The following is a 19361-nucleotide window of genomic DNA, read 5'->3' on the forward strand; positions in this document are numbered from 1 at the left end:
GTGTCAATCCGCGCATCCCAGGATCACCCAGGAAACCGCCCGTGAACGTCTCGAATACCATTCTTCTGTCCCCCGCCGACAATGTCGCCGTTGCCAATGGGCGCATCGAGATCGGCACCGCGCTGCCGGGTGGCGCGCTCGCTGCCACCGTCATCGAGCCCGGCCACAAGGTGGCGATCAAGCCGATTGCCGCGGGTGAAGCCGTGGTCAAATACGCTCAGGCGATCGGTCGCGCCACGCAGGACATCGCGCCCGGCGAGCATGTCCATTCGCACAATCTGGTCTTCGAGGCCGGCCGCCTCCCCGTGGTGCCGCCAAGCGAGGCCGAGCATGCGACTGAAGCGGACCGCGCCCGGACATTCATGGGCTATCGCCGCGCCGACGGCCGCGCCGGCACGCGCAACTTCATCGGCATCATCGCCAGCGTCAATTGCTCGGCCACCGTCTGCCATTCGATCGCCGACACCGCCAACCGGACCCTTTTGCCGAAATATCCCGGGATCGATGGCTTCGTGCCCATCGTCCACGGCCAGGGCTGCGGCATGAGCGGCACCGGCGACGGCATGATGGTGCTGCACCGCACGCTTGCCGGCTATGCCCGCCACCCGAATTTCGGCGGCGTGCTGATGGTCGGGCTCGGCTGCGAGGTCAACCAGCTCACGCTTTACGGCCAGAAGGGTGCCGCCGCCGGCAAGCGCCACTTCAACATCCAGGATGCCGGCGGGTCGCGCAAATCGGTCGAAAAGGCGATGGGCGTGCTGGCCGAGATCGCCGAGGAAGTCGGCCAGTTGAAGCGCGAGCCGATCCCCGTCAGCGAGATCGTCGTCGGCCTGCAATGCGGCGGCTCCGATGGCATGTCGGGTATCACCGCCAATCCGGCGCTGGGTGCGGCCGTCGACATCCTCGCTGGCGTCGGCGGCATCGGCATCCTCTCCGAGACGACGGAAATCTATGGCGCCGAGCACCTGCTCGCCTATCGCGCCGCAAGCCCCGAGGTCGCCAAGAAGCTCGATGGCTACGTGAAATGGTGGGAGGATCACGTCGCCAAGCATGGCGCCTCGATCGACAACAATCCGTCGCCCGGCAACAAGCGCGGCGGCCTAACCACCATCCTGGAAAAGTCGCTGGGCGCGGTCGCCAAGGGCGGCCAGACGCCGCTTAACGGCGTCTTCGGCTACGCCGAGAAGGTCACCGGCAATGGGCTGGTGTTCATGGATACGCCCGGCTACGACCCGGTCTCTGCCACCGGTCAGGTCGCGGGCGGCGCCAATGTCATCGTCTTCACCACCGGCCGCGGCTCCTGCTTCGGCTGCCGGCCGACCCCCTCGATCAAGGTCGCCACCAACTCGACCATGTATCACCAGATGGAAGAGGACATGGACGTCAATTGCGGCGTCATTGCCTCCGGCGAAAAGACCATTGCCGGCATGGGCCGGGAGATCTTCGAACTGATCGTCGAGACGGCTTCGGGCCGCAAGACCAAGAGCGAGGATTTTGGCTACGGGGACAACGAATTCGTGCCCTGGCATCTCGGCGCGACGCTCTGATTTCGATTGATGTCTGATAGACTGCCCGGCCGGACAAGTGGCCGGGATAGGGAGGTTGCGCATGGAAAAACGCCGCATCGGCCAGACCGCGTTGGAGGTCACCGAAGTCAGTTTCGGAGGCGCCGCGATCGGCGGCCTCTACCGGGCGTGTTCGCGCGAAGCGGCAATGGAAACGCTGCAGGGTGCCTGGGAGGCGGGCCTGCGCTATTTCGACACCGCGCCCTTCTACGGTTTCGGCCTGTCGGAACGGCGCTTCGGCGATTTCCTGCGCTACAAGCCACGTGATTCCTATGTGTTGTCGACCAAGGTCGGCCGCCTGCTTCACCCGGTGCCCGAAGATCAGGTGCCAGACCACTCCTATGTCGATCCGCTGCCCTTCGCGCTGGACTACGACTATTCCTATGACGGCATCATGCGCTCGGTCGAGTTCAGCTATGCGCGCCTTGGGCTAAACAGGATAGACATCCTGTTTGTCCACGATATCGGCGTTTACACGCACGGTGTCGAGAAAACCAAATTGCACTTTCGCCAGTTGATGGACGGCGGCCTCAAGGCGCTCGAGGAGCTGAAGCGGGCCGGCACGATTTCCGCCTACGGGCTCGGCGTCAATGAAGTCCAGATCTGCCTCGACGTAATGCGCCGCGCGCCGCTCGACTGCATCCTGCTCGCCAGCCGCTATTCCTTGCTCGACCGCAGCGCGGAAGCCGAATTGCTGCCGCTGTGCCGGGCGCAACGCACCTCGCTTGTCATTGGCGGGGTTTTCAACTCAGGCATATTGGCGACCGGGCCGGTGCAAGGGGCGCATTTCGACTACCAGCCCGCCAGCCGCGATGTTCTCGACCGTGTCGACGCCATGGAGAAGATCGCCGCTGAAGGTGGCTACCCGCTGCCCGCCGCCGCGTTCCAGTTTCCTTTGCACGAACCCGCGGTCGCCACTGTGCTGACCGGTACCGCAAAATTGGCAAACCTGACGCGCAACCTCGAACTGCTCGATATCGACGTGCCGGAGACGGACTATGCCAGGTATCGTCCCTACACGGTGGTGCAGGAACTGCATTGAAGCGCATCGTCGCGATGTGCACGGGCGCGCGACCCGCCTTCGCGATGTCGCGATCCAAAGAAGAATGAACATTCCATATTGACTGAGCTATGGAATTAATATTCCATAGCTTTACAGAACGGAAACGGGAGCGCCTGACCGCGACAAGGGAGAAGCCGCCGCTAGGGGAGTCATTGTCTGGAAGAACTGGCTGAAACACCGCTTGCATCGGCTGGATCGATGCACTATCAAAACGGTGCAACTGTTTTTTATTGATAAAGTTCTGTTTGGGCTACGCCTATCCGGACGGAGCTTCCGTTAACGTTCACCGGGCGACTTAGGGAGGATCCTATGAAATTCGTGACCAGCATTCTCAACCGCCGCGCCGTCATGGCCCTGGCGGCAGCATCGATGCTCACCGGCGTCATGCATACCGCACCGGTTTCGGCGGCGGATGTGACTATCCCGATCATCGTCAAGGACACCACGTCCTTCTACTGGCAGATCGTTCTGGCCGGCGCCCGCAAGGCCGGCAAGGATCTCGGCATCAACGTGCCGGAACTCGGCGCCCAGGCCGAGACCGACGTCAATGGCCAGGTCTCGATCCTCGAGAACGCCGTCGCCAGCAACCCGGCCGCGATCGTGATCGCGCCCACCGAGTTCAAGGCGCTGGGCAAGCCGATCGATGAAGCAGCCGCCAAGGTCAAGGTCATCGGCATCGACTCCGGCGCCGACTCCAAGGCCTTCACCTCGTTCCTGACCACCGACAACGTGCAGGGCGGACGCGTCGCCGCGGACGGCCTTGCCGCCGCCATCGGCGCCGCCAATGGCGGCAAGATCGAGGGCGACGTCGCCCTGATCACCAACGCTCCCGGCGCCGGCTCGCTCGAACAGCGCAAGCAGGGCTTCACCGAGCAGCTCAAGGCAAAATATCCCGGCCTGAAGCTGGTCGCCGACAAATACGCCGACGGCCAGGCCACCACCGGCCTCAACATCGCCACCGACCTGATCACCGCCAATCCGAACCTCAAGGGCATCTTCGCCTCCAACCTGATCATGGCACAGGGCGTCGGCCAGGCCGTCGCCGAGAACAACCTTGGCGGCAAGCTGGCGCTGGTCGGCTTCGACAGCGACGAGAAGCTGATCAAGTTCCTCAACGACGGCGTCATTTCCGCCCTCGTCGTCCAGGATCCCTACCGGATGGGCTATGACGGCATCAAGACCGCGCTCGCCGCCTCGAAGGGCGAGAAGGTCGAGGCCAATGTGGACACCGGCGCCAATCTGGTGACCAAGGCCAATATGAAGGACCCCAAGATCGACGCGCTGCTCAATCCCAAGCTCTAAGCAGCCGGCGTTCAAAACCGCTTCCGGGGCCAGAGGCCCCGGAAGCATCCGCCGCCAAAGCGGCTTGGCGATCAGCCCGTTTGGCCTTCGCCTGAAAGACGACCGCAGCCTCGCCGAATGCCAACCGCGAGGCCAATCTGGGAGGATTGTCATGACGCCGACGGCGCAGGAACTGCATCCGGCCCCCGTGCTGGAACCCGGCAGGACCATCCTCGAACTGCGCGGGCTGGAAAAACGCTACCCCGGCACCCATGCGCTGAAGCCGGTCAATCTCGCCTTCAAGTCAGGCGAAATCCACGCCATCGTCGGCGAGAACGGCGCCGGCAAATCGACCCTCATCAAACTCCTGACCGGCGTCATGCCGCGCACCTCTGGCGAGGTCCTCTGGGAAGGCCAGCCGGCTGCCTTGGCGACGCCGCATGAAGCGATGGCGCTCGGCATCAATGCCGTGCACCAGGAAGTCGTGCTGTGCCGTCACCTGACGGTCGCCGCCAACATGTTCCTTGGCGAGGAAAATTCCCGTTTCGGCATCCTGCAGCAGCGCGCCATGGTCAGGGAAGCGCAGACGATCATCGACGATCTCGGCTTCGACCTGCCGGCGCATGTCGTGCTGGGTGATCTCACCATCGGCCAGCAACAGCTGATCGCCGCTGCCCGCGCCACGGTGCGCGGCACCAAATTCCTGATCTTCGACGAACCCACGGCCTACCTCACCCGCAAGGAGGCCGACCAGCTTTTCACGCTGATCCGGCGCCTGAAGGGTGAAGGCGTGACGATCATCTACATCAGCCATCGCATGGAGGAGGTCTTCGAACTCGCCGACCGGGTTTCCGTGCTGCGCGACGGCACGCTGGTCGGCACACGCAATATCGCCGAGACCAATGATGCCGAGCTGGTCAAGATGATGATCAACCGCTCTATCGAACAGGTCTATCACAAGGAGCATTTCACGCCGGGCGCTCCGATCGTCGAAACAAGGAACCTGTCGGGCAAAGGCTTCGAGAACATCTCGATGACGGTGCGTGCCGGTGAGATCGTCGGCCTCTACGGACTGATCGGCGCCGGCCGCAGCGAGTTCGTCACCTCGCTCTATGGACGTCACAAGAAGTCGGCCGGCCAGATCCTGTGGGAAGGCAAGGACGTCCAGATCAACTCCGAGCACGACGCCATCAAGCTCGGCATGGCACTGGCGCCGGAAAGCCGCCGCGACCAAGGCCTTTGCCTCAATTTGCCGGTTGGCCTCAACCTCAATTTGCCGATCTACAAGCGCATCTCCAGCAATCTGTTGATCTCGAATGCGAAAGAGAAGGCCGAGGCCGACCGTCAGATCGCCGGCCTGAGGATCAAGACGCCGACGCGCGGGGCGCTGGCGTCGAGCCTTTCGGGCGGCAACCAGCAGAAGATCGTCATCGGCAAATGGCTGGCGCACGGCGCCAAGCTGTTCATCTTCGACGAACCGACGGTCGGCGTCGATGTCGGCACCAAGGCGGAGATCTATCGCCTGTTCGGCGAGCTGTTGTCGAAGGGCGCCGGCATCATCCTGATCTCGTCCTATTTGCCGGAGGTCTACGAACTGGCCGACACGCTGCACGTGTTCCGGCGCGGCAAGCTGGTGGCCACGCACGGGTTCCACACCGCCAGTCACGAGGACATTCTCACGCAGGCGCTCGCCGAGAAACAAGAAAAACTGGGAGGACAGACATGAGCATCGAGGCGATCCCCGCCGAAAAACCGAAGCGCAACTACAACGTCCTGTTCGGGCTGACGCTGCTGGCGCTGCTGGTGCTGCTCTGGATCGTCCTGTCCCTGGCGACGCCAAGCTTCGCCTCGGGCAACAACATCGCCAATCTTCTGCGGCAGGGCTCGATGATCGCCATCATGGCGGTCGGCCAGACCTTCGTCATCATTACCGGCGGCATCGATCTGTCGGTCGGCGCGGTGGTCGGCTTCGCCACCGTCGTCGTCGCCATGCTGATCAATGCCGGCGTTCCGATCGCGGTCGCCATCCTGATCACCTTGCTCGTCGGTGTCGCCATCGGCCTTTTCCATGGCTTCGGCATCGTCAAGATGGGCTTGCCGCCGTTCATCATCACGCTGGCGACGCTGACCTCGCTGCGCGGCATCGGCCTTCTGATGACCAACGGCAACTCGATCAACATCAACAGCGACAGCTTTACCGCCTTCTCGCGCAATTCCTTTATCGGCATCCCCAATTTGTTCTGGATGGTGATCCTGGTGGGTGTGCCCGCCTATGTCTTCCTGCATCACAGCCGTTGGGGCCGCTACCTCTTTTCGGTCGGCTCCAACGCCGAGGCCTCGCGCCTGTCCGGCGTCAATGTCCAGCGCACCATCTACATGGCTTACACGCTGTCCGGCCTGTGCGCGGCCTTCGTCGGCGTGCTGCTCGCCGCCCGCATCGGCATCGGCAACCCGACCCAGGCCGAGGGCTGGGAACTGCAGGCGATCGCCTCTTCGGTCATCGGCGGCACCTCGCTGTTCGGCGCGGTCGGCTCGGTGCACGGGCCGCTGCTTGGCGCCTTCATCCTGGCCACCATCAACAACGGCGCCAACCTGCTCAACGTCAACTCGTTCTGGCAGCGCATCATCACCGGCGCGCTGATCATCATCATCGTCTACTTCGACGGACTGCGCCGCCGCGGCAAATGACGCATTCCAATCGATCGCCGGCCTGGCGCGGGCCGGCGATTTCTTGAACAGACTGGATCAAAGCATGAAAGCCGTCGTCTGCCGCTCGCCCGGCAACCTTGTTGTCGAAGACCACCCGGCTCCCGGCGCCCCGCCTGCTGGCTGGGCTCTTGTGGCGGTCAGCCATGTCGGCATCTGCGGCACCGACTACCATATCTTCGAGGGCAAGCACCCTTTCCTCGCCTATCCCCGCATCATGGGCCACGAAGTCTCCGGCACAGTGATCGAGCGGGGCGAAGGCGTCGACCTCGCCCTTGGCGAACCGGTGATCATCAACCCCTACCTTTCCTGCGGCAAATGCATCGCCTGCCGGCACGGCAAGCCCAATTGCTGTGTCAGAATCGAAGTGCTCGGCGTGCACCGCGACGGCGCAATGTGCGAACAGATCCTGGTGCCGGCTGAGAATCTCTATCCCACCAACGGCCTGTCGCTCGCCGCCGCCGCCGCCGTCGAATTCCTGGCCATCGGGGCGCATGCCGTGCGGCGCGCCCGGGCCGAGCCTGGCGCCCGCACGCTGGTCATCGGCGCCGGCCCGATCGGGCTCGGCACCGCCATCTTCGCCCGCATTGCCGGGTTGGACGTGACACTTCTCGACATGAGCACCGAAAGACTGGTCTTCGCGGCGAGTGAACTCGGCTTTTCGATTCTCGACGACTCGCAAGCACCCGTGTCCGATCTGGTGCGTGATGCGACCGGCGACGAAGGCTTCGACGTGGTGTTCGACGCCACCGGCAACACGCGATCGGTGCAATCGGCCTTCGCCCACGTCGCGCATGGCGGAGCGCTGGTGCTGGTCAGCGTCGTCAAGGACGATATTGTTTTTTCCGATCCCGAGTTCCACAAGCGAGAAATGACATTGATCGGCAGCCGCAATGCGTTGCGCGCCGACTTCGACCATGTCGCGGCCTCGATCCGCAATGGTGCCGTGCCGTTGGCCAAGCTTGTCACCCACCGCACCACGCTGGCCGATACGCCAGGGGATCTCGCCCGCTGGGCGCATGAAAAGTCGGGCCTGATCAAGGCTGTCATCGAGATCGGATAGCCTTACAGCGCCGACAGCTTCAGCTCCACCCGCTCGGCCGGAAAACGCGACTCCGAAAACTGGATCGGCTGGCCGTCGGGCGTGACGTTGACCGCCACCGTGACCAGCACGATGGCGCCCGGCTGCAGGTCGAGATCGGCGAGATCGGCGGCGTCGGCATGGCGCGCCGACAGCACGGTCGATTGCCTGAGATAATCGTCGATACCGAAACGTGCGAGCGAGGCGGTGATAGAACCGGTTTGCGCCATCGCCTTGTCGATGCCGGCAAAGCGCCGGGCATCGAACCATCCAGCGGCGCGCGACACTGGCCGTCCGTCAGCCTCGCCGCGTGTCTCCAACCGGATCACCTCGGCACCCCGGGCAAGGCCAAGGCCTTCGGCCACGCGCTGGTTGGCGGGCTCGACCGACGAAGCGAGCAGCACGATGTGCCGTTCCGACGTCTGCCCCTGCAGGCCAGTCGAAAAGCGTGTCCGCGCGCCAATCGGATAGGACAGCCGCTTGCGTGACAGGACGAAGGTGCCGCGCCCCTGTTCGGCCCGCAGCACGCCCTCCTGCACGAGGGCCGATATGGCGCTGCGCACGGTGTGACGATTAACGCCGTAGCGCTCGGCCAGCGCGACTTCGGGCGGCAGCGCGGCATTTTCGGCGAAATCGCCGGCGGCGATCGATTGCAGGATTCTGTCGGCGATCTGGCGCCACAGTGAGACGCCGCTGCGTCGCTCGATGCTGTCGGCCACATCATGCTCGATCATGTTTTGCCCCCCGGCCTGTCACGCACCCGTCATGGACTCGCGTTAGGTAATATGTATAATTTGTATAGTTGTCTATATCAATAGACAAATTTAGCAGAGAGGAAGTTGGCGATGCGAGGACAGGAAGCCCGCGATCAGGCCGAGCGCAAGGCCGCCATGGCGACGCTGGCGCAATCGAGCGGCGACGACATCGTCCGGCTCTGGAACGAGTCTGGCCTGCCTTCGCAAGCCGAACTTCTGCGCGGTCCCGAGACGGGCCTTGTCACGCTTCGTGGCCGCATCGGCGGCGGCGGCGCGCCCTTCAATGTCGGCGAGGCGACCGTCACGCGCGCCACTGTCCGGCTGTCATCCGGGCAGGTCGGCCATTGTTACGCGCTTGGCCGCGACAAGCTGAAGGCGAAGCTGGGAGCAATAGCCGACGCGCTCTGGCAGGACCCTGCCCGCCGCACCGAGGTCGAGACCAGGCTGATCGCGCCTTTGCGGTCGGCGCTTGCCGCTGCCCAGGAAAAACGCCGCGCCGAGACGGCGGCAACGAAGGTGGATTTCTTCACCATGGTTCGCGGAGAAGATTGATGGATATCGCTGCGCAATCGATCGAGGGCGGTTTCGCCGATCCGGTCTTCAACGCTCAGACCGTGTTTCGGGCCGTCATGGATGCCATGGCGCGGCCGGGCAGTGTCCACCCCTTGCCACCCCTGGCCCGCCCACCGGCTCCGCTCTCGGCGACGTCGGGCGCCGTGGCACTGGCGCTATGCGACAACGACACGCCGCTCTGGCTCGACCCGGCCCTGCATGCCTCGGCCGCGATCGGGTCCTGGCTTGGTTTCCACACAGGCGCGCCGCTGGCCAACACGCCGGCCGACGCGCATTTCGCGTTTGTTGCCATGCCGGCCGAGATGATGGCGCTCGACGGTTTTTCGCAGGGCACGCAGGATTATCCCGACCGATCGACGACGCTGATCCTGCAGGTCGGCGACCTCGTTTCAGGCACTCCGTTACTGCTGGAAGGCCCGGGCATCGAAACCAGCGCCACGATCGCGCCGGCACAGATGCCGCGCCATTTCGTCGAGCAGTGGAAGCAGAATATCAGGCGCTTTCCGCGCGGCGTCGACATCATCCTCGCCACATCGGACCGCATAGCCTGCCTGCCGCGCACGACGCGTATCAAGACGATGGAGGCGTAAGATGTATGTCGCGGTAAAAGGTGGCGAAGCCGCCATTGCCAACGCCCACAGCCTGCTTGCCGACCGCCGGCGCGGCGACCGCTCGGTGCCCGCACTTCGCCTCGACCAGATCGTGGAACAGCTGGCGCTCGGCGTCGACCGGGTGATGAGCGAAGGCTCGCTCTATGACAGGGAACTGGCCGCGCTAGCCATCGTTCAGGCGCGCGGCGACATGATCGAGGCGATCTTCCTGGTGCGCGCCTACCGCACCACGCTGCCGCGCTTCGGCTATTCCAGACCGATTGACACCAGCACCATGCTGGTCGAGCGGCGTGTGTCGGCGACCTACAAGGATCTGCCCGGTGGCCAGTTGCTCGGCCCGACCTTCGACTACACCCACCGCCTGCTCGACCCCGAGCTCGCCGCCGGTGTCGATGTCGCCGAGCCCTTGCGGCGCGAGACGGAAGCCCAGGCGATGCCGCGTGTCTCGGCTATCCTTGCCCGCGAAGGCCTGATCGAGCCCGATGGCGACATGCCTGGGGATCATGTTCCCGGCGACATCACCCGCGAGCCGCTGGAATTCCCGATGGCGCGCGACATCCGCCTGCAGGCACTGTCGCGCGGCGACGAAGGTTTTCTGCTGGCGCTCGGCTATTCCACCCAGCGCGGCTATGCCCGCAACCATCCCTTTGTCGGCGAAATCCGCATCGGCGAGGTCGAGCTGGAGCTCGACGTTCCCGAACTGCCTTTCGCCGTGCCGCTCGGCACGGTGCGCGTCACCGAATGCCAGATGGTTAACCAATTCAAGGGCTCGGCCAAGGCGCCGCCGCAATTCACCCGCGGCTACGGCCTCGTCTTCGGCCAGAGCGAACGCAAGGCGATGGCCATGGCGCTCTGCGACCGGGCCCTGCGCGCCTCGGAGCTCGGCGAGGACATCGTCGCGGCCGCCCAGGACGAGGAATTCGTCATCTCGCATTCCGACAATGTCCAGGCGACCGGCTTCGTCGAGCATCTGAAGCTGCCGCACTATGTCGACTTCCAGGCCGAACTCGACCTCGTGCGCCGCATGCGCGCCGAATATGAGGCCCGCGAAAATCCAGCGAAGGCGGAAGAAAAAAAGGAGGCAGCGGAATGACTGCGCAACCAGACATCGCCACCTACAACTTCGCCTATCTCGACGAGCAGACCAAGCGGATGATCCGCCGCGCGATCCTCAAGGGGATCGCCATTCCCGGCTACCAGGTGCCGTTCGCCTCGCGCGAAATGCCGATGCCCTATGGCTGGGGCACTGGCGGCGTGCAGGTCACCGCGTCGATCATCGGCCCCGACGATGTGCTGAAGGTCATCGACCAGGGCGCCGACGACACCACCAATGCCGTGTCGATCCGCGCCTTCTTCAAGAAAGTCGCTAACGTCGCGGTGACCACCGATACCGCCACCGCGACCATCATCCAGACCCGCCACCGCATCCCCGAACATCCGCTCACGGCGGGCCAGGTGCTGGTTTACCAGGTGCCGATCCCCGAACCGCTGCGCTTCCTCGAGCCGCGCGAGACCGAAACGCGGAAAATGCATGCGCTGGAGGAATACGGCCTCATGCATGTGAAGCTCTATGAGGATATCGCCAAGCACGGCCGCATCGCCACCACCTATGCCTATCCGGTCAAGGTCGAGGGCCGTTATGTCATGGACCCGTCGCCGACGCCGAAATTCGACAATCCCAAGATGCACCGCTCGCCGGCCCTGCAGTTGTTCGGCGCCGGCCGCGAAAAGCGGATCTACGCCGTGCCGCCCTTCACCGATGTGGTGAGCTTGGACTTCGAGGATCATCCGTTCGAGGTGCAGACTTTCGATCAGCCCTGCGCGCTATGCGCGGCCGAGAATGTCTATCTCGACGAGGTCATCCTAGACGACCATGGCGGCCACATGTTCGTCTGCTCCGACACCGATTATTGCGAGAAGCGACGCGCCGACGGCCATCGCGGCCACCTTGCCCCCGAAACCGATCTTGCCGCAGGAAACATGGAGCCGGCGCAATGACCGACGAACCGCTGCTGCGCGTCTCGGCGCTCTCCAAATTCTACGGCTCCCGGGTCGGCTGCGACAATGTCTCCTTCGACCTGTGGCCGGGCGAGGTTCTGGCTGTCGTCGGCGAGTCCGGCTCCGGCAAGACGACGCTGCTCAACTGCCTGTCGACGCGGCTGCTGCCTTCCTCCGGCACCGCCAGCTACCGCATGCGCGACGGCCAGTTCCGCGAGCTCTACCGCATGAGCGAGGCCGAGCGCCGCTTCCTGATGCGCACCGACTGGGGCTTTGTCCATCAGAACCCAGCCGACGGCCTGCGCATGACGGTCTCGGCCGGCGCCAATGTCGGCGAACGGCTGATGGCGGTCGGCGACCGCCACTACGGCAAGATCCGCGCCACCGCGGTCGACTGGCTGTCGCGCGTCGAGATCGAGGAAGACCGCATCGACGACGAACCGCGCGCCTTTTCCGGCGGCATGCGTCAGCGGCTGCAGATCGCCCGCAATCTCGTCACCGGGCCAAGGCTGGTGTTCATGGATGAGCCTACAGGTGGCCTCGACGTCTCGGTGCAGGCCCGCCTGCTCGACCTGTTGCGCGGCCTTGTCACCGATCTCGGCCTTGCCGCGATCGTCGTCACCCACGACCTCGCGGTGGCGCGGCTTCTGTCGCAGCGCATGATGGTGATGAAGGATGGCCGCGTCGTCGAAAGCGGCCTCACCGACCGCGTCCTCGACGACCCGCGCGCGCCCTACACGCAATTGCTGGTTTCCTCGATTTTGCAGGTGTGATGATGGCGCCAGGCCACCACCCGCTGCCAAGCGAATTTTTTCAACGTTGGCGATTGGCGAAACCGCCCGACACAGCCACTTCTCCCCGTCACTATACGGGGAGAAGTGCCCGGCAGGGCGATGAGGGGCGGCGCTGACGTGGCGGGAACGTGCGTTGCGGACGCATCTGTCGTCCCGGCACCTTCGCCCTGCGCAAAGCAACTGCTCAGCCGGACCTCGGCGCTGCCCCTCATTGTCCTGCCGGACATTTCTCCCCGTATAGTGGCGGGGAGAAAGAGCCGTATCCTCCCGCCGACCGACGACAATCGGAGAACCTTCTGATGCCGACCCCACTCGTTGTTTCCGACGTTGCCAAAAGCTTCACCATGCATCTGCGCGACGGCATCAAACTCCCTGTCGTCGCGGGTGTCTCGTTCTCGATCAAGGCGGGCGAATGCACCGTGCTCGGTGGTCCGTCCGGCGCCGGCAAGAGTTCGATCCTGAAGATGCTCTACGGCAACTACGCCGTCGACGAAGGCCAGATCATCGTCAGGCACGAGGACGGACTGATCGACCTCGCCCATGCCAGCCCGCGCACCGTGCTTGCCGTACGCCGGCAAACGATCGGCTATGTCAGCCAGTTCCTGCGCACCGTGCCGCGCGTCTCGGCTCTCGACGTCGTCGCTGAGCCACTGGTCGAACGCGGTGAGGAGCGCGAGGCAGCCCGAGCCAAGGCACGCGGGTTGCTGGCCCAGCTCAACCTGCCGGAAAAACTCTGGATGCTGCCACCGGCAACCTTCTCGGGCGGCGAGCAGCAGCGTGTCAACATCGCGCGAGGCTTCATCACCGAGCACCCCATCCTGCTGCTCGACGAGCCGACCGCATCGCTCGACGCGACGAACCGCGACGTGGTGATCGAACTCATCGCCGCCAAAAAGGCGGCGGGCGTCGCCCTGCTCGGCATCTTCCACGATCACGATGTGCGCGAGGCGGTGGCCGACCGCATCATCGACGTCACCGCCTTCGCTCCGGGAAAAATCGCCGCATGACCAGGAAGCTATCGGAGACGCCGCTGGTTCACCCGACGGCGGAGGTGCACAACTCGACACTCGGCCGCTGGACCGAGATCGCCGACCGCAGCCGGGTTTCGGAAAGCGAGATCGGCGACTATTCCTACATGATGCAGGACTGCGCGGTCTGGTGCGCGACGATCGGCAAATTTGCCAACATCGCCGCCAGCGTGCGCCTCAACGCCACCAACCACCCGACCTGGCGGCCGACGCTGCACCACTTCACCTACCGCGCCTCCGACTATTGGGACGACGCCGAGCATGAGAGCGAATTCTTCGCCGAGCGCCGCGCCAAGCGCGTCATCATCGGCCACGACACCTGGCTCGGCCACGGCTCGACCGTCCTGCCCGGCGTCACCGTCGGCGACGGCGCCGCCGTTGGCGCCGGCGCGGTCGTCTCGAAGGACGTCGCGCCCTACACGATCGTCGCCGGCGTACCGGCAAAACCGATCCGCGAGCGCTTCGACCGCCGCACCGCCGAGCGCTACCAGGCGCTTGCCTGGTGGGATTGGGATCACGCGAGGCTGCGCGCCGCGCTCGATGATTTTCGGGAGCTGACGGCCGAAGCGTTTTTGGAGAAACACGAAGAACGTGCATCGGGCAAAGAGGCATAGCCCTCGCATCATCGTCATATCGCCGGCTTGTTCATATCCTTGACACAGGACTCGGACAGGACGCGATCTCCTCCAAGGAGATCGCCATGCTCGACACTGTCAGACCCTCCCTCGCCGGATTCTTTGCCGGATCCAATCCGGCGTTGCCGGCGCATCTCGGCACGCGCTACGACTCGTCAGGCAACTTCCTCCTCGAGCCGGGCAACACCGTCGTCAGCCATCTGGTCTGCGGCTCGCCTTCGGAAGCGGTGGTGTTGGCCGTCCGCGAGAAGATGCTGGCAATGCCTGATGCCGACCGCCTCGCCTTCACGCCCGTTTCCAGCCTGCACATGACCCTTTTCCAGGGCATAATCGAATATCGCCGTCGCCTGCCCTTCTGGCCGCGGGACGTGCCGCTCGACACCAGCATCGACGCCATGACCCGCCTCTATCTGGAGCGCCTGAAGGGGTTCCAGGGCTTCGGCCCTTTCAACATCAAGGTGGCCGAGGTCCTGCCGACCGGCCTCACCGTTGCCGGCGCGACCGACGAGGATGGGCGCATCATGCGTGCATGGCGCGATGCGCTCGCGGTGCCGTTCGGCTACCGGCATCCCGATCACGACACCTACGTCTTCCACATCACCTTCGCCTATCAGATCCAGCGCTTTGATGATGATAGGGCCGCCGCGTGGCAGGCGCTGTTTGACGATTGCCTGGCACTTTTCGCGCGCCAGGCGCCGGTGATCGAGATCAAGGCTCCCGCCTTCTGCGCATTCCGCGACATGAAGCATTTCGAGGAATTGCTGGTGCTCGGCTGATCGCCCGCAAGGCGCCAGTCGCCGCGCCTGTGGAGCGTAACAAAACTGACATCATCGCGACACGGCAGGTTCATGTGGTTGCGTTAGGCGAATGCCTGACGATCAATATGGACCGGACTGGAACCAGCCCATGTCAGCAAACTCTGCCACGCTCGAAATCCGCGGCGTCAGCCGACGATTTGGCAAGAACACCGCCGTCAGCGACGTCAGCATCTCGATCCCGCAAGGGCAGATGGTCGGTGTCATCGGTCGTTCGGGTGCCGGCAAATCCACTCTTCTTCGCATGATCAACCGTCTTGTCGACCCCAGCCAGGGGTCGATTTTTTTTGACGGCGCCGAGGTTTCCAGGCTGCGCGGCTCGCCGCTGCGGCGCTGGCAGCGCGACTGCGCCATGATCTTCCAGCAGTTCAACCTGGTGCCGCGCCTCGACGTGCTGACCAACGTGCTGCTCGGCAAACTGAACCACCGTTCGACCCTGTCCAATCTTCTCGGGATGTTTTCGCGCGCCGAGTGCGCCGAGGCGGTCGCCGCGCTCGAGCGGCTCGACATCGCCCGCACCGCACTTCAGCCCGCCGGCACGCTGTCGGGCGGCCAGCAGCAGCGCGTCGCCATCGCCCGCGCCATGATGCAGCAGCCCAGGGTGATCCTCGCCGACGAGCCGATCGCCTCGCTCGACCCGCTCAACGCCAAGGTGGTGATGGATTCTCTGCAGGACATCAATCTGCGCGAAGGCATCACCGTTGTCACCAATCTGCATACGCTCGATACCGCCCGCACCTATTGCAACCGCATCATCGGCATGGCCGCCGGCAAGGTCGTCTTCGACGGGCCGCCCGAAGAGCTTGACCGCCAAGCCGTGCGTCTTGTCTACGGCGCCGACAGCAATGGCGGCGAGATATCGGAGGTCATCACCTCCACCAGTGTTGCCTTCAAGCAGAAGATCGCCGCATCCGCCGGACCGCTCGAGCCCGCATTCCCGGGATACTGAGCCCAGTAAGGGCCAATAGCGAGCAGCCTGGATCGTCCGTCCGCGTCAAGGGCACTTGTCAAGATCAAGAACGCTGCCGGCGCGGGGCCGGAACTTACAGGAGAGATATCAATGTTCAGGAAGATGGTTTTCGGTGCCGTTTCGGTGCTCGCCATGGCCACCAGCATGGCCCATGCCGCCGACATGAAGGAATTTCGCGTCGGCATTCTCGGCGGTGAAAACGAAACCGACCGGCTGCGCAACTACCAGTGCCTGGCCGATCACCTGAAGGCAGAGTTTGGCTTCGAGAAGGTTTCGCTGTTCCCCGCCGCTGACTATGACGGCGTCATCCAGGGCCTGCTCGGCGGCACGCTCGACTTCGCCGAACTCGGCGCTTCCGGCTACGCCAGCGTCTATCTCAAGGATCCGAAGGCGGTTACCCCGATCCTCACCACCAAGCAGACCGACGGCTCCACCGGCTACTATTCGATCGGGCTGGCGCTGAAGACGTCGGGGATCACCGACATCAAGTCGGCCAAGGGCAAGAAGCTCGGCTATGCCGATCCGGATTCGACCTCCGGCTATCTGATCCCGCTGACCCAGATTCCGAAGACCACCGGCGCCTCGAACGAGACCTACTTCGCGTCGACCCAGTTCAATGGCGGCCACGAAAACAACGTTCTGGCCGTGCGTGACGGTAAGGTAGATGTCGCGGTCGACGATTCCTCGGGCATCGGCGACTTCAAGAACGGCTACACCTCCGGCACCTTCCACAAGGAAGTCGCCAAGGGCGCCGTCGACCCCAACGACTTCGTCGAAGTCTGGCGCTCGGGCCTGATCCCGAATGGCCCGCTGGTCGTTCGCACCGCGATCGGCGACGACATGACCGCCAAGCTGGCCGCCTTCTTCACCGACCTGCCCAAGAAGGACAAGGCTTGCTTCGAAGGCGTCGAAGGCGGCGATTTCACCGGCTACGTTCCGGTGAAGCCGGACTTCTACAGCGTCATCGTGGAAGCCCGTAAGGCAGCCATCGGCGGCTAACGGCGAAATTGCAAAAGGGCGGTACCTCATCAAGTACCGCCCTTTTTGCATCTCCGATCATGACCCTTTCCGTGACAGCCCCCTCCGGCGCCACCCACGAGATGGCCGATGCCTGGCGACGCCAGACGTCGCTGCGCCGGTTGTATACCGTGCTCGGCGTCGGCCTGCTGCTTGCTGCGATGCTTTCCAGCATGTGGTTCGCCGACGAAGCCAATGCCGGGCACTTCTTCGACCGGCTGCCGCATATTCTGGATTTCCTGAGCTGGCTGGTCCCCAAGGACAGGAACGACGTCTGGCGGGCGCTGTTCGACATTGCCTCGCCGCATGATACGGGCACCCAGGAATTCAACTTCCCGCTCGGTCGCGTCTACGTCTGGGGCGGTTTCTACATCCCCGAATATTTCGAGCTGATGCTGACCACCGTGAACGTGGCGCTGGTCTCGACCTTCATCGGCTTTGTCTTCGCCGTGCCCTTTTCCTTCATCGCGGCGCGCAACCTGACGCCTCATCCGGCACTGAGGCTGGTGGTCAAGCGCTTCATGGAATTGCTGCGTGCCTTTCCGGAGATCGTCATCGCCGGGCTGTTCGCGGCCATCGTCTCGACCGGTCCGATCGCCGCCATCATCGCTATCGGCCTGCATTCCATCGGCGCACTCGGCAAGCTGTTCTACGAGATCAACGAGAACATCGACATGCGAGCCGAGGAAGGCCTGCGCGCGGTCGGCGCCAACTGGCTCGAGCGGGTTCGCTTTGCCGGCCTGCCGCAGGTGTTGCCCAACTTCATGTCGTACACGCTGCTGCGCGTGGAGATCAACGTCCGCGTCTCGACCATCATCGGCGCCGTTGGCGGCGGCGGCATCGGCGAAGAGCTGAAGCTCTCCATCTCGCGCGGCTTCGGCGCCAAGACGCTGGCACTGGTGCTGCTCCTGTTCACCACCATCTTCATCATCGACCAGTTTTCCGCCTGGCTTCGTCGCAAGCTGGTCGGCGAACAAGCCTTCATGATGGGGGCGTAAATCATGGCGACCATGACCGCTGAGGAGATGCTGTCGATCGAGGCGCGCCACCCGCAGGTGTTCCGGCGCCCGGCATACAAGCGCTTCGGTCCGCTCCTGCTGTTCGTCGGCACTCTCCTCTATCTGATCTATGCCTTGTGGTTCTTCAGCCTGCCGCAGGTGCTGCGGGAATCGCACTGGGAGCGCCTGCCGCTCTTCCTGACACAATGGATCAGCTACGATCTGCAGCCGGAATTCCGTCTCGACCAGCCGGAGATCACGCCCAAATACCCGCGCTTTTCCGCGCTGGGCGACAACCCGAATCCCGACTGGGTGGCCAGGAATCCGGACGGCACCTTCACCGTGCTGATCGACGGGCCGGCAAAATCCGTCACCTTCGACAAGACGCAGGCGACGATCGTCGCCAACGGCCAGACCGTGCCTGTTTCGCTGACCAGCGGCAAGCCGGTGGTCACGGGTGCCGTACCGGACTGGATCACCGCCCATGACGACGAGGTGGTGGCCAAGATGGGCTTCGTCGGCGAGGTGCGCGTCACTGTCGACCGCGTCAAGGTGCGCAAGCGCTTCCTCGGCTGGGCGAACTTCATTTTCGACACGCGCTCGCCCTTCTTCGGCAAATCAGCGCGGGAAGTGATCTCGCTGATCGTCTCGGGACCAGAGCTGAAACCAGGTACCACCAACCTTGCTCTTGCCGGCGACAACGTCTGGAACAACGCCCAGTGGCAGCACGGCGATGTCTGGACGAAGCTCCTGCAGACCATTGTTATGGCCTTCCTCGGCACGCTGCTCGGCGGCATCGTCGCCTTCCCCCTTGCCTTCTTCGCGGCGCGCAACATCACGCCGAGTGGCATGCTCGGCCAAGTGCTCAAGCGCTTCTTCGACTTCATGCGCTCGGTCGACATGCTGATCTGGGCGCTGTTCTTCACCCGCGCCTTCGGCCCCGGCCCGCTGGCGGGAAGTGCAGCGATTTTCTTCACCGAGATCGGCACCCTCGGCAAAGTCTATTCGGAAGGCCTGGAGAACATCGACGACAAGCCGCGCGAAGGCGTGCTCTCGACCGGCGCCAACGGCATCCTGGTGCAGCGCTACGGCGTGATGCCCGAAGTGATCCCGGTCTTCATCAGCCAGACACTCTACCAGTGGGAATCCAACACCCGCGGCGCCACCATCATCGGCGCCGTCGGCGCCGGCGGCATCGGCCTGAAACTGTGGGAAGCGATGCGCACCAATTCCAACTGGGCTAACGTGTTCTACATGGTGCTGCTAATTCTGCTCGTCGTCTTCGTTTTCGACAACATATCCAACTTCCTGCGCCGCCGGCTGAGCCGGACCATCCACGACTACAACAGGATCCAGGCCAGGCAGGGTTAGTGTTGTGACGCAGAAGCGCAAGCATCGTCTCGCCCGGCGCCGAGGGGTCGACCCCCACTCCGTCGAGCTTCGCTCGACACCTCTCCCCCGATCGACGGGG

The 19361-nt window shown here is 63.9% G+C and carries 19 protein-coding genes; 18 read left to right on the plus strand and 1 reads right to left on the minus strand.

The annotated features are described in order from the left end of the window. The first annotated feature begins 41 nt into the window (after nt 1-41). The 6 genes from LB554_RS25325 to LB554_RS25350 all read left to right on the plus strand — a co-directional run bounded on the left by LB554_RS25325 (nt 42) and on the right by LB554_RS25350 (nt 7678). Nucleotides 42-1547, plus strand: coding sequence for a UxaA family hydrolase (locus tag LB554_RS25325; protein WP_015315665.1), 1506 nt, complete (start codon nt 42-44; stop codon nt 1545-1547). 61 nt (nt 1548-1608) lie between these two features. After that, complete coding sequence (locus tag LB554_RS25330; protein WP_015315664.1) at nt 1609-2607, plus strand: aldo/keto reductase; 999 nt, start codon at nt 1609-1611, stop codon at nt 2605-2607. Nucleotides 2608-2937: 330 nt separating this feature from the next. Next, a complete protein-coding gene (locus LB554_RS25335; protein ID WP_015315663.1) occupies nt 2938-3930 on the plus strand; it encodes an ABC transporter substrate-binding protein in 993 nt (330 codons plus the stop codon). 151 nt (nt 3931-4081) lie between these two features. Then, a complete protein-coding gene (locus LB554_RS25340) occupies nt 4082-5635 on the plus strand; it encodes a sugar ABC transporter ATP-binding protein (protein WP_140618932.1) in 1554 nt (517 codons plus the stop codon). After that, nucleotides 5632-6597 carry an ABC transporter permease gene (locus LB554_RS25345; protein ID WP_015315661.1) on the plus strand — a complete coding sequence of 322 codons (966 nt, stop codon included), beginning with the start codon at nt 5632-5634 and terminating at the stop codon, nt 6595-6597. The genes LB554_RS25340 and LB554_RS25345 overlap by 4 nt, the downstream gene beginning before the upstream one ends. Before the next feature lie 64 nt (nt 6598-6661). Further along, nucleotides 6662-7678 carry a zinc-binding alcohol dehydrogenase family protein gene (locus tag LB554_RS25350; RefSeq protein WP_224587525.1) on the plus strand — a complete coding sequence of 339 codons (1017 nt, stop codon included), beginning with the start codon at nt 6662-6664 and terminating at the stop codon, nt 7676-7678. A gap of 2 nt (nt 7679-7680) precedes the next feature. Here the strand turns inward: LB554_RS25350 and phnF are convergent, their stop codons facing one another. Beyond that, nucleotides 7681-8430, minus strand: a complete 750-nt coding sequence (phnF, locus tag LB554_RS25355; RefSeq protein ID WP_224587526.1) for a phosphonate metabolism transcriptional regulator PhnF — start codon at nt 8428-8430, stop codon at nt 7681-7683. Between the two features lie 111 nt (nt 8431-8541). Here phnF and phnG point away from each other — a divergent pair, with 111 nt between their 5' ends. The 12 genes from phnG to phnE (LB554_RS25415) all read left to right on the plus strand — a co-directional run bounded on the left by phnG (nt 8542) and on the right by phnE (LB554_RS25415) (nt 19261). Continuing rightward, nucleotides 8542-9003 (plus strand): phosphonate C-P lyase system protein PhnG, encoded by a 462-nt coding sequence (gene phnG / locus LB554_RS25360; RefSeq protein WP_224587533.1) that lies wholly within the window; start codon nt 8542-8544, stop codon nt 9001-9003. Next, entirely contained in the window at nt 9003-9614 is a 612-nt protein-coding gene (gene phnH / locus LB554_RS25365) for a phosphonate C-P lyase system protein PhnH (protein ID WP_224587535.1), read from the plus strand. Before phnG ends, phnH begins: the two co-directional genes overlap by 1 nt. Before the next feature lies 1 nt (nt 9615). Beyond that, nucleotides 9616-10728: a carbon-phosphorus lyase complex subunit PhnI gene (locus LB554_RS25370; RefSeq protein WP_224587537.1), complete on the plus strand. Its 1113-nt coding sequence runs from the start codon at nt 9616-9618 to the stop codon at nt 10726-10728. After that, complete coding sequence (locus LB554_RS25375) at nt 10725-11633, plus strand: alpha-D-ribose 1-methylphosphonate 5-phosphate C-P-lyase PhnJ (protein ID WP_224587539.1); 909 nt, start codon at nt 10725-10727, stop codon at nt 11631-11633. Before LB554_RS25370 ends, LB554_RS25375 begins: the two co-directional genes overlap by 4 nt. Then, nucleotides 11630-12406: a phosphonate C-P lyase system protein PhnK gene (gene phnK, locus LB554_RS25380; RefSeq protein WP_015315654.1), complete on the plus strand. Its 777-nt coding sequence runs from the start codon at nt 11630-11632 to the stop codon at nt 12404-12406. Before LB554_RS25375 ends, phnK begins: the two co-directional genes overlap by 4 nt. Before the next feature lie 320 nt (nt 12407-12726). Further along, nucleotides 12727-13434, plus strand: a complete 708-nt coding sequence (phnL, locus tag LB554_RS25385) for a phosphonate C-P lyase system protein PhnL (RefSeq protein WP_224587541.1) — start codon at nt 12727-12729, stop codon at nt 13432-13434. Then, on the plus strand, nt 13431-14069 hold the full coding sequence (locus LB554_RS25390) for a DapH/DapD/GlmU-related protein (RefSeq protein WP_140618944.1): 639 nt from the start codon (nt 13431-13433) through the stop codon (nt 14067-14069). Before phnL ends, LB554_RS25390 begins: the two co-directional genes overlap by 4 nt. 86 nt (nt 14070-14155) lie before the next feature. Further along, nucleotides 14156-14866, plus strand: coding sequence for a DUF1868 domain-containing protein (locus LB554_RS25395; RefSeq protein ID WP_224587543.1), 711 nt, complete (start codon nt 14156-14158; stop codon nt 14864-14866). 130 nt (nt 14867-14996) lie between these two features. Then, nucleotides 14997-15854 (plus strand): phosphonate ABC transporter ATP-binding protein, encoded by an 858-nt coding sequence (gene phnC, locus LB554_RS25400; protein ID WP_140787826.1) that lies wholly within the window; start codon nt 14997-14999, stop codon nt 15852-15854. Nucleotides 15855-15965: 111 nt separating this feature from the next. Continuing rightward, on the plus strand, nt 15966-16874 hold the full coding sequence (gene phnD / locus LB554_RS25405; protein ID WP_015315649.1) for a phosphonate ABC transporter substrate-binding protein: 909 nt from the start codon (nt 15966-15968) through the stop codon (nt 16872-16874). Between the two features lie 59 nt (nt 16875-16933). Then, nucleotides 16934-17890 (plus strand): phosphonate ABC transporter, permease protein PhnE, encoded by a 957-nt coding sequence (gene phnE / locus LB554_RS25410; protein WP_224587546.1) that lies wholly within the window; start codon nt 16934-16936, stop codon nt 17888-17890. Nucleotides 17891-17893: 3 nt separating this feature from the next. Further along, nucleotides 17894-19261 (plus strand): phosphonate ABC transporter, permease protein PhnE, encoded by a 1368-nt coding sequence (gene phnE / locus LB554_RS25415; RefSeq protein WP_224587548.1) that lies wholly within the window; start codon nt 17894-17896, stop codon nt 19259-19261. The last annotated feature ends 100 nt before the right edge of the window (nt 19262-19361 follow it).

This window comes from Mesorhizobium sp. CO1-1-11 (assembly GCF_020164995.1).
GTDB classification, from domain to species: Bacteria; Pseudomonadota; Alphaproteobacteria; order Rhizobiales; family Rhizobiaceae; genus Mesorhizobium; species Mesorhizobium australicum.

Excerpts from the sequence above, each read along its gene's own strand:
- LB554_RS25330 (WP_015315664.1), top strand. The coding sequence starts at position 1,609 with ATGGAAAAACGCCGCATCGGCCAGACCGCGTTGGAGGTCACCGAAGTC.
- LB554_RS25335 (WP_015315663.1), top strand. The coding sequence starts at position 2,938 with ATGAAATTCGTGACCAGCATTCTCAACCGCCGCGCCGTCATGGCCCTG.
- LB554_RS25340 (WP_140618932.1), top strand. The coding sequence starts at position 4,082 with ATGACGCCGACGGCGCAGGAACTGCATCCGGCCCCCGTGCTGGAACCC.
- LB554_RS25345 (WP_015315661.1), top strand. The coding sequence starts at position 5,632 with ATGAGCATCGAGGCGATCCCCGCCGAAAAACCGAAGCGCAACTACAAC.
- LB554_RS25350 (WP_224587525.1), top strand. The coding sequence starts at position 6,662 with ATGAAAGCCGTCGTCTGCCGCTCGCCCGGCAACCTTGTTGTCGAAGAC.
- phnF (WP_224587526.1), bottom strand. The coding sequence starts at position 8,430 with ATGATCGAGCATGATGTGGCCGACAGCATCGAGCGACGCAGCGGCGTC.
- phnG (WP_224587533.1), top strand. The coding sequence starts at position 8,542 with ATGCGAGGACAGGAAGCCCGCGATCAGGCCGAGCGCAAGGCCGCCATG.
- phnH (WP_224587535.1), top strand. The coding sequence starts at position 9,003 with ATGGATATCGCTGCGCAATCGATCGAGGGCGGTTTCGCCGATCCGGTC.
- LB554_RS25370 (WP_224587537.1), top strand. The coding sequence starts at position 9,616 with ATGTATGTCGCGGTAAAAGGTGGCGAAGCCGCCATTGCCAACGCCCAC.
- LB554_RS25375 (WP_224587539.1), top strand. The coding sequence starts at position 10,725 with ATGACTGCGCAACCAGACATCGCCACCTACAACTTCGCCTATCTCGAC.
- phnK (WP_015315654.1), top strand. The coding sequence starts at position 11,630 with ATGACCGACGAACCGCTGCTGCGCGTCTCGGCGCTCTCCAAATTCTAC.
- phnL (WP_224587541.1), top strand. The coding sequence starts at position 12,727 with ATGCCGACCCCACTCGTTGTTTCCGACGTTGCCAAAAGCTTCACCATG.
- LB554_RS25390 (WP_140618944.1), top strand. The coding sequence starts at position 13,431 with ATGACCAGGAAGCTATCGGAGACGCCGCTGGTTCACCCGACGGCGGAG.
- LB554_RS25395 (WP_224587543.1), top strand. The coding sequence starts at position 14,156 with ATGCTCGACACTGTCAGACCCTCCCTCGCCGGATTCTTTGCCGGATCC.
- phnC (WP_140787826.1), top strand. The coding sequence starts at position 14,997 with ATGTCAGCAAACTCTGCCACGCTCGAAATCCGCGGCGTCAGCCGACGA.
- phnD (WP_015315649.1), top strand. The coding sequence starts at position 15,966 with ATGTTCAGGAAGATGGTTTTCGGTGCCGTTTCGGTGCTCGCCATGGCC.
- phnE (WP_224587546.1), top strand. The coding sequence starts at position 16,934 with ATGACCCTTTCCGTGACAGCCCCCTCCGGCGCCACCCACGAGATGGCC.
- phnE (WP_224587548.1), top strand. The coding sequence starts at position 17,894 with ATGGCGACCATGACCGCTGAGGAGATGCTGTCGATCGAGGCGCGCCAC.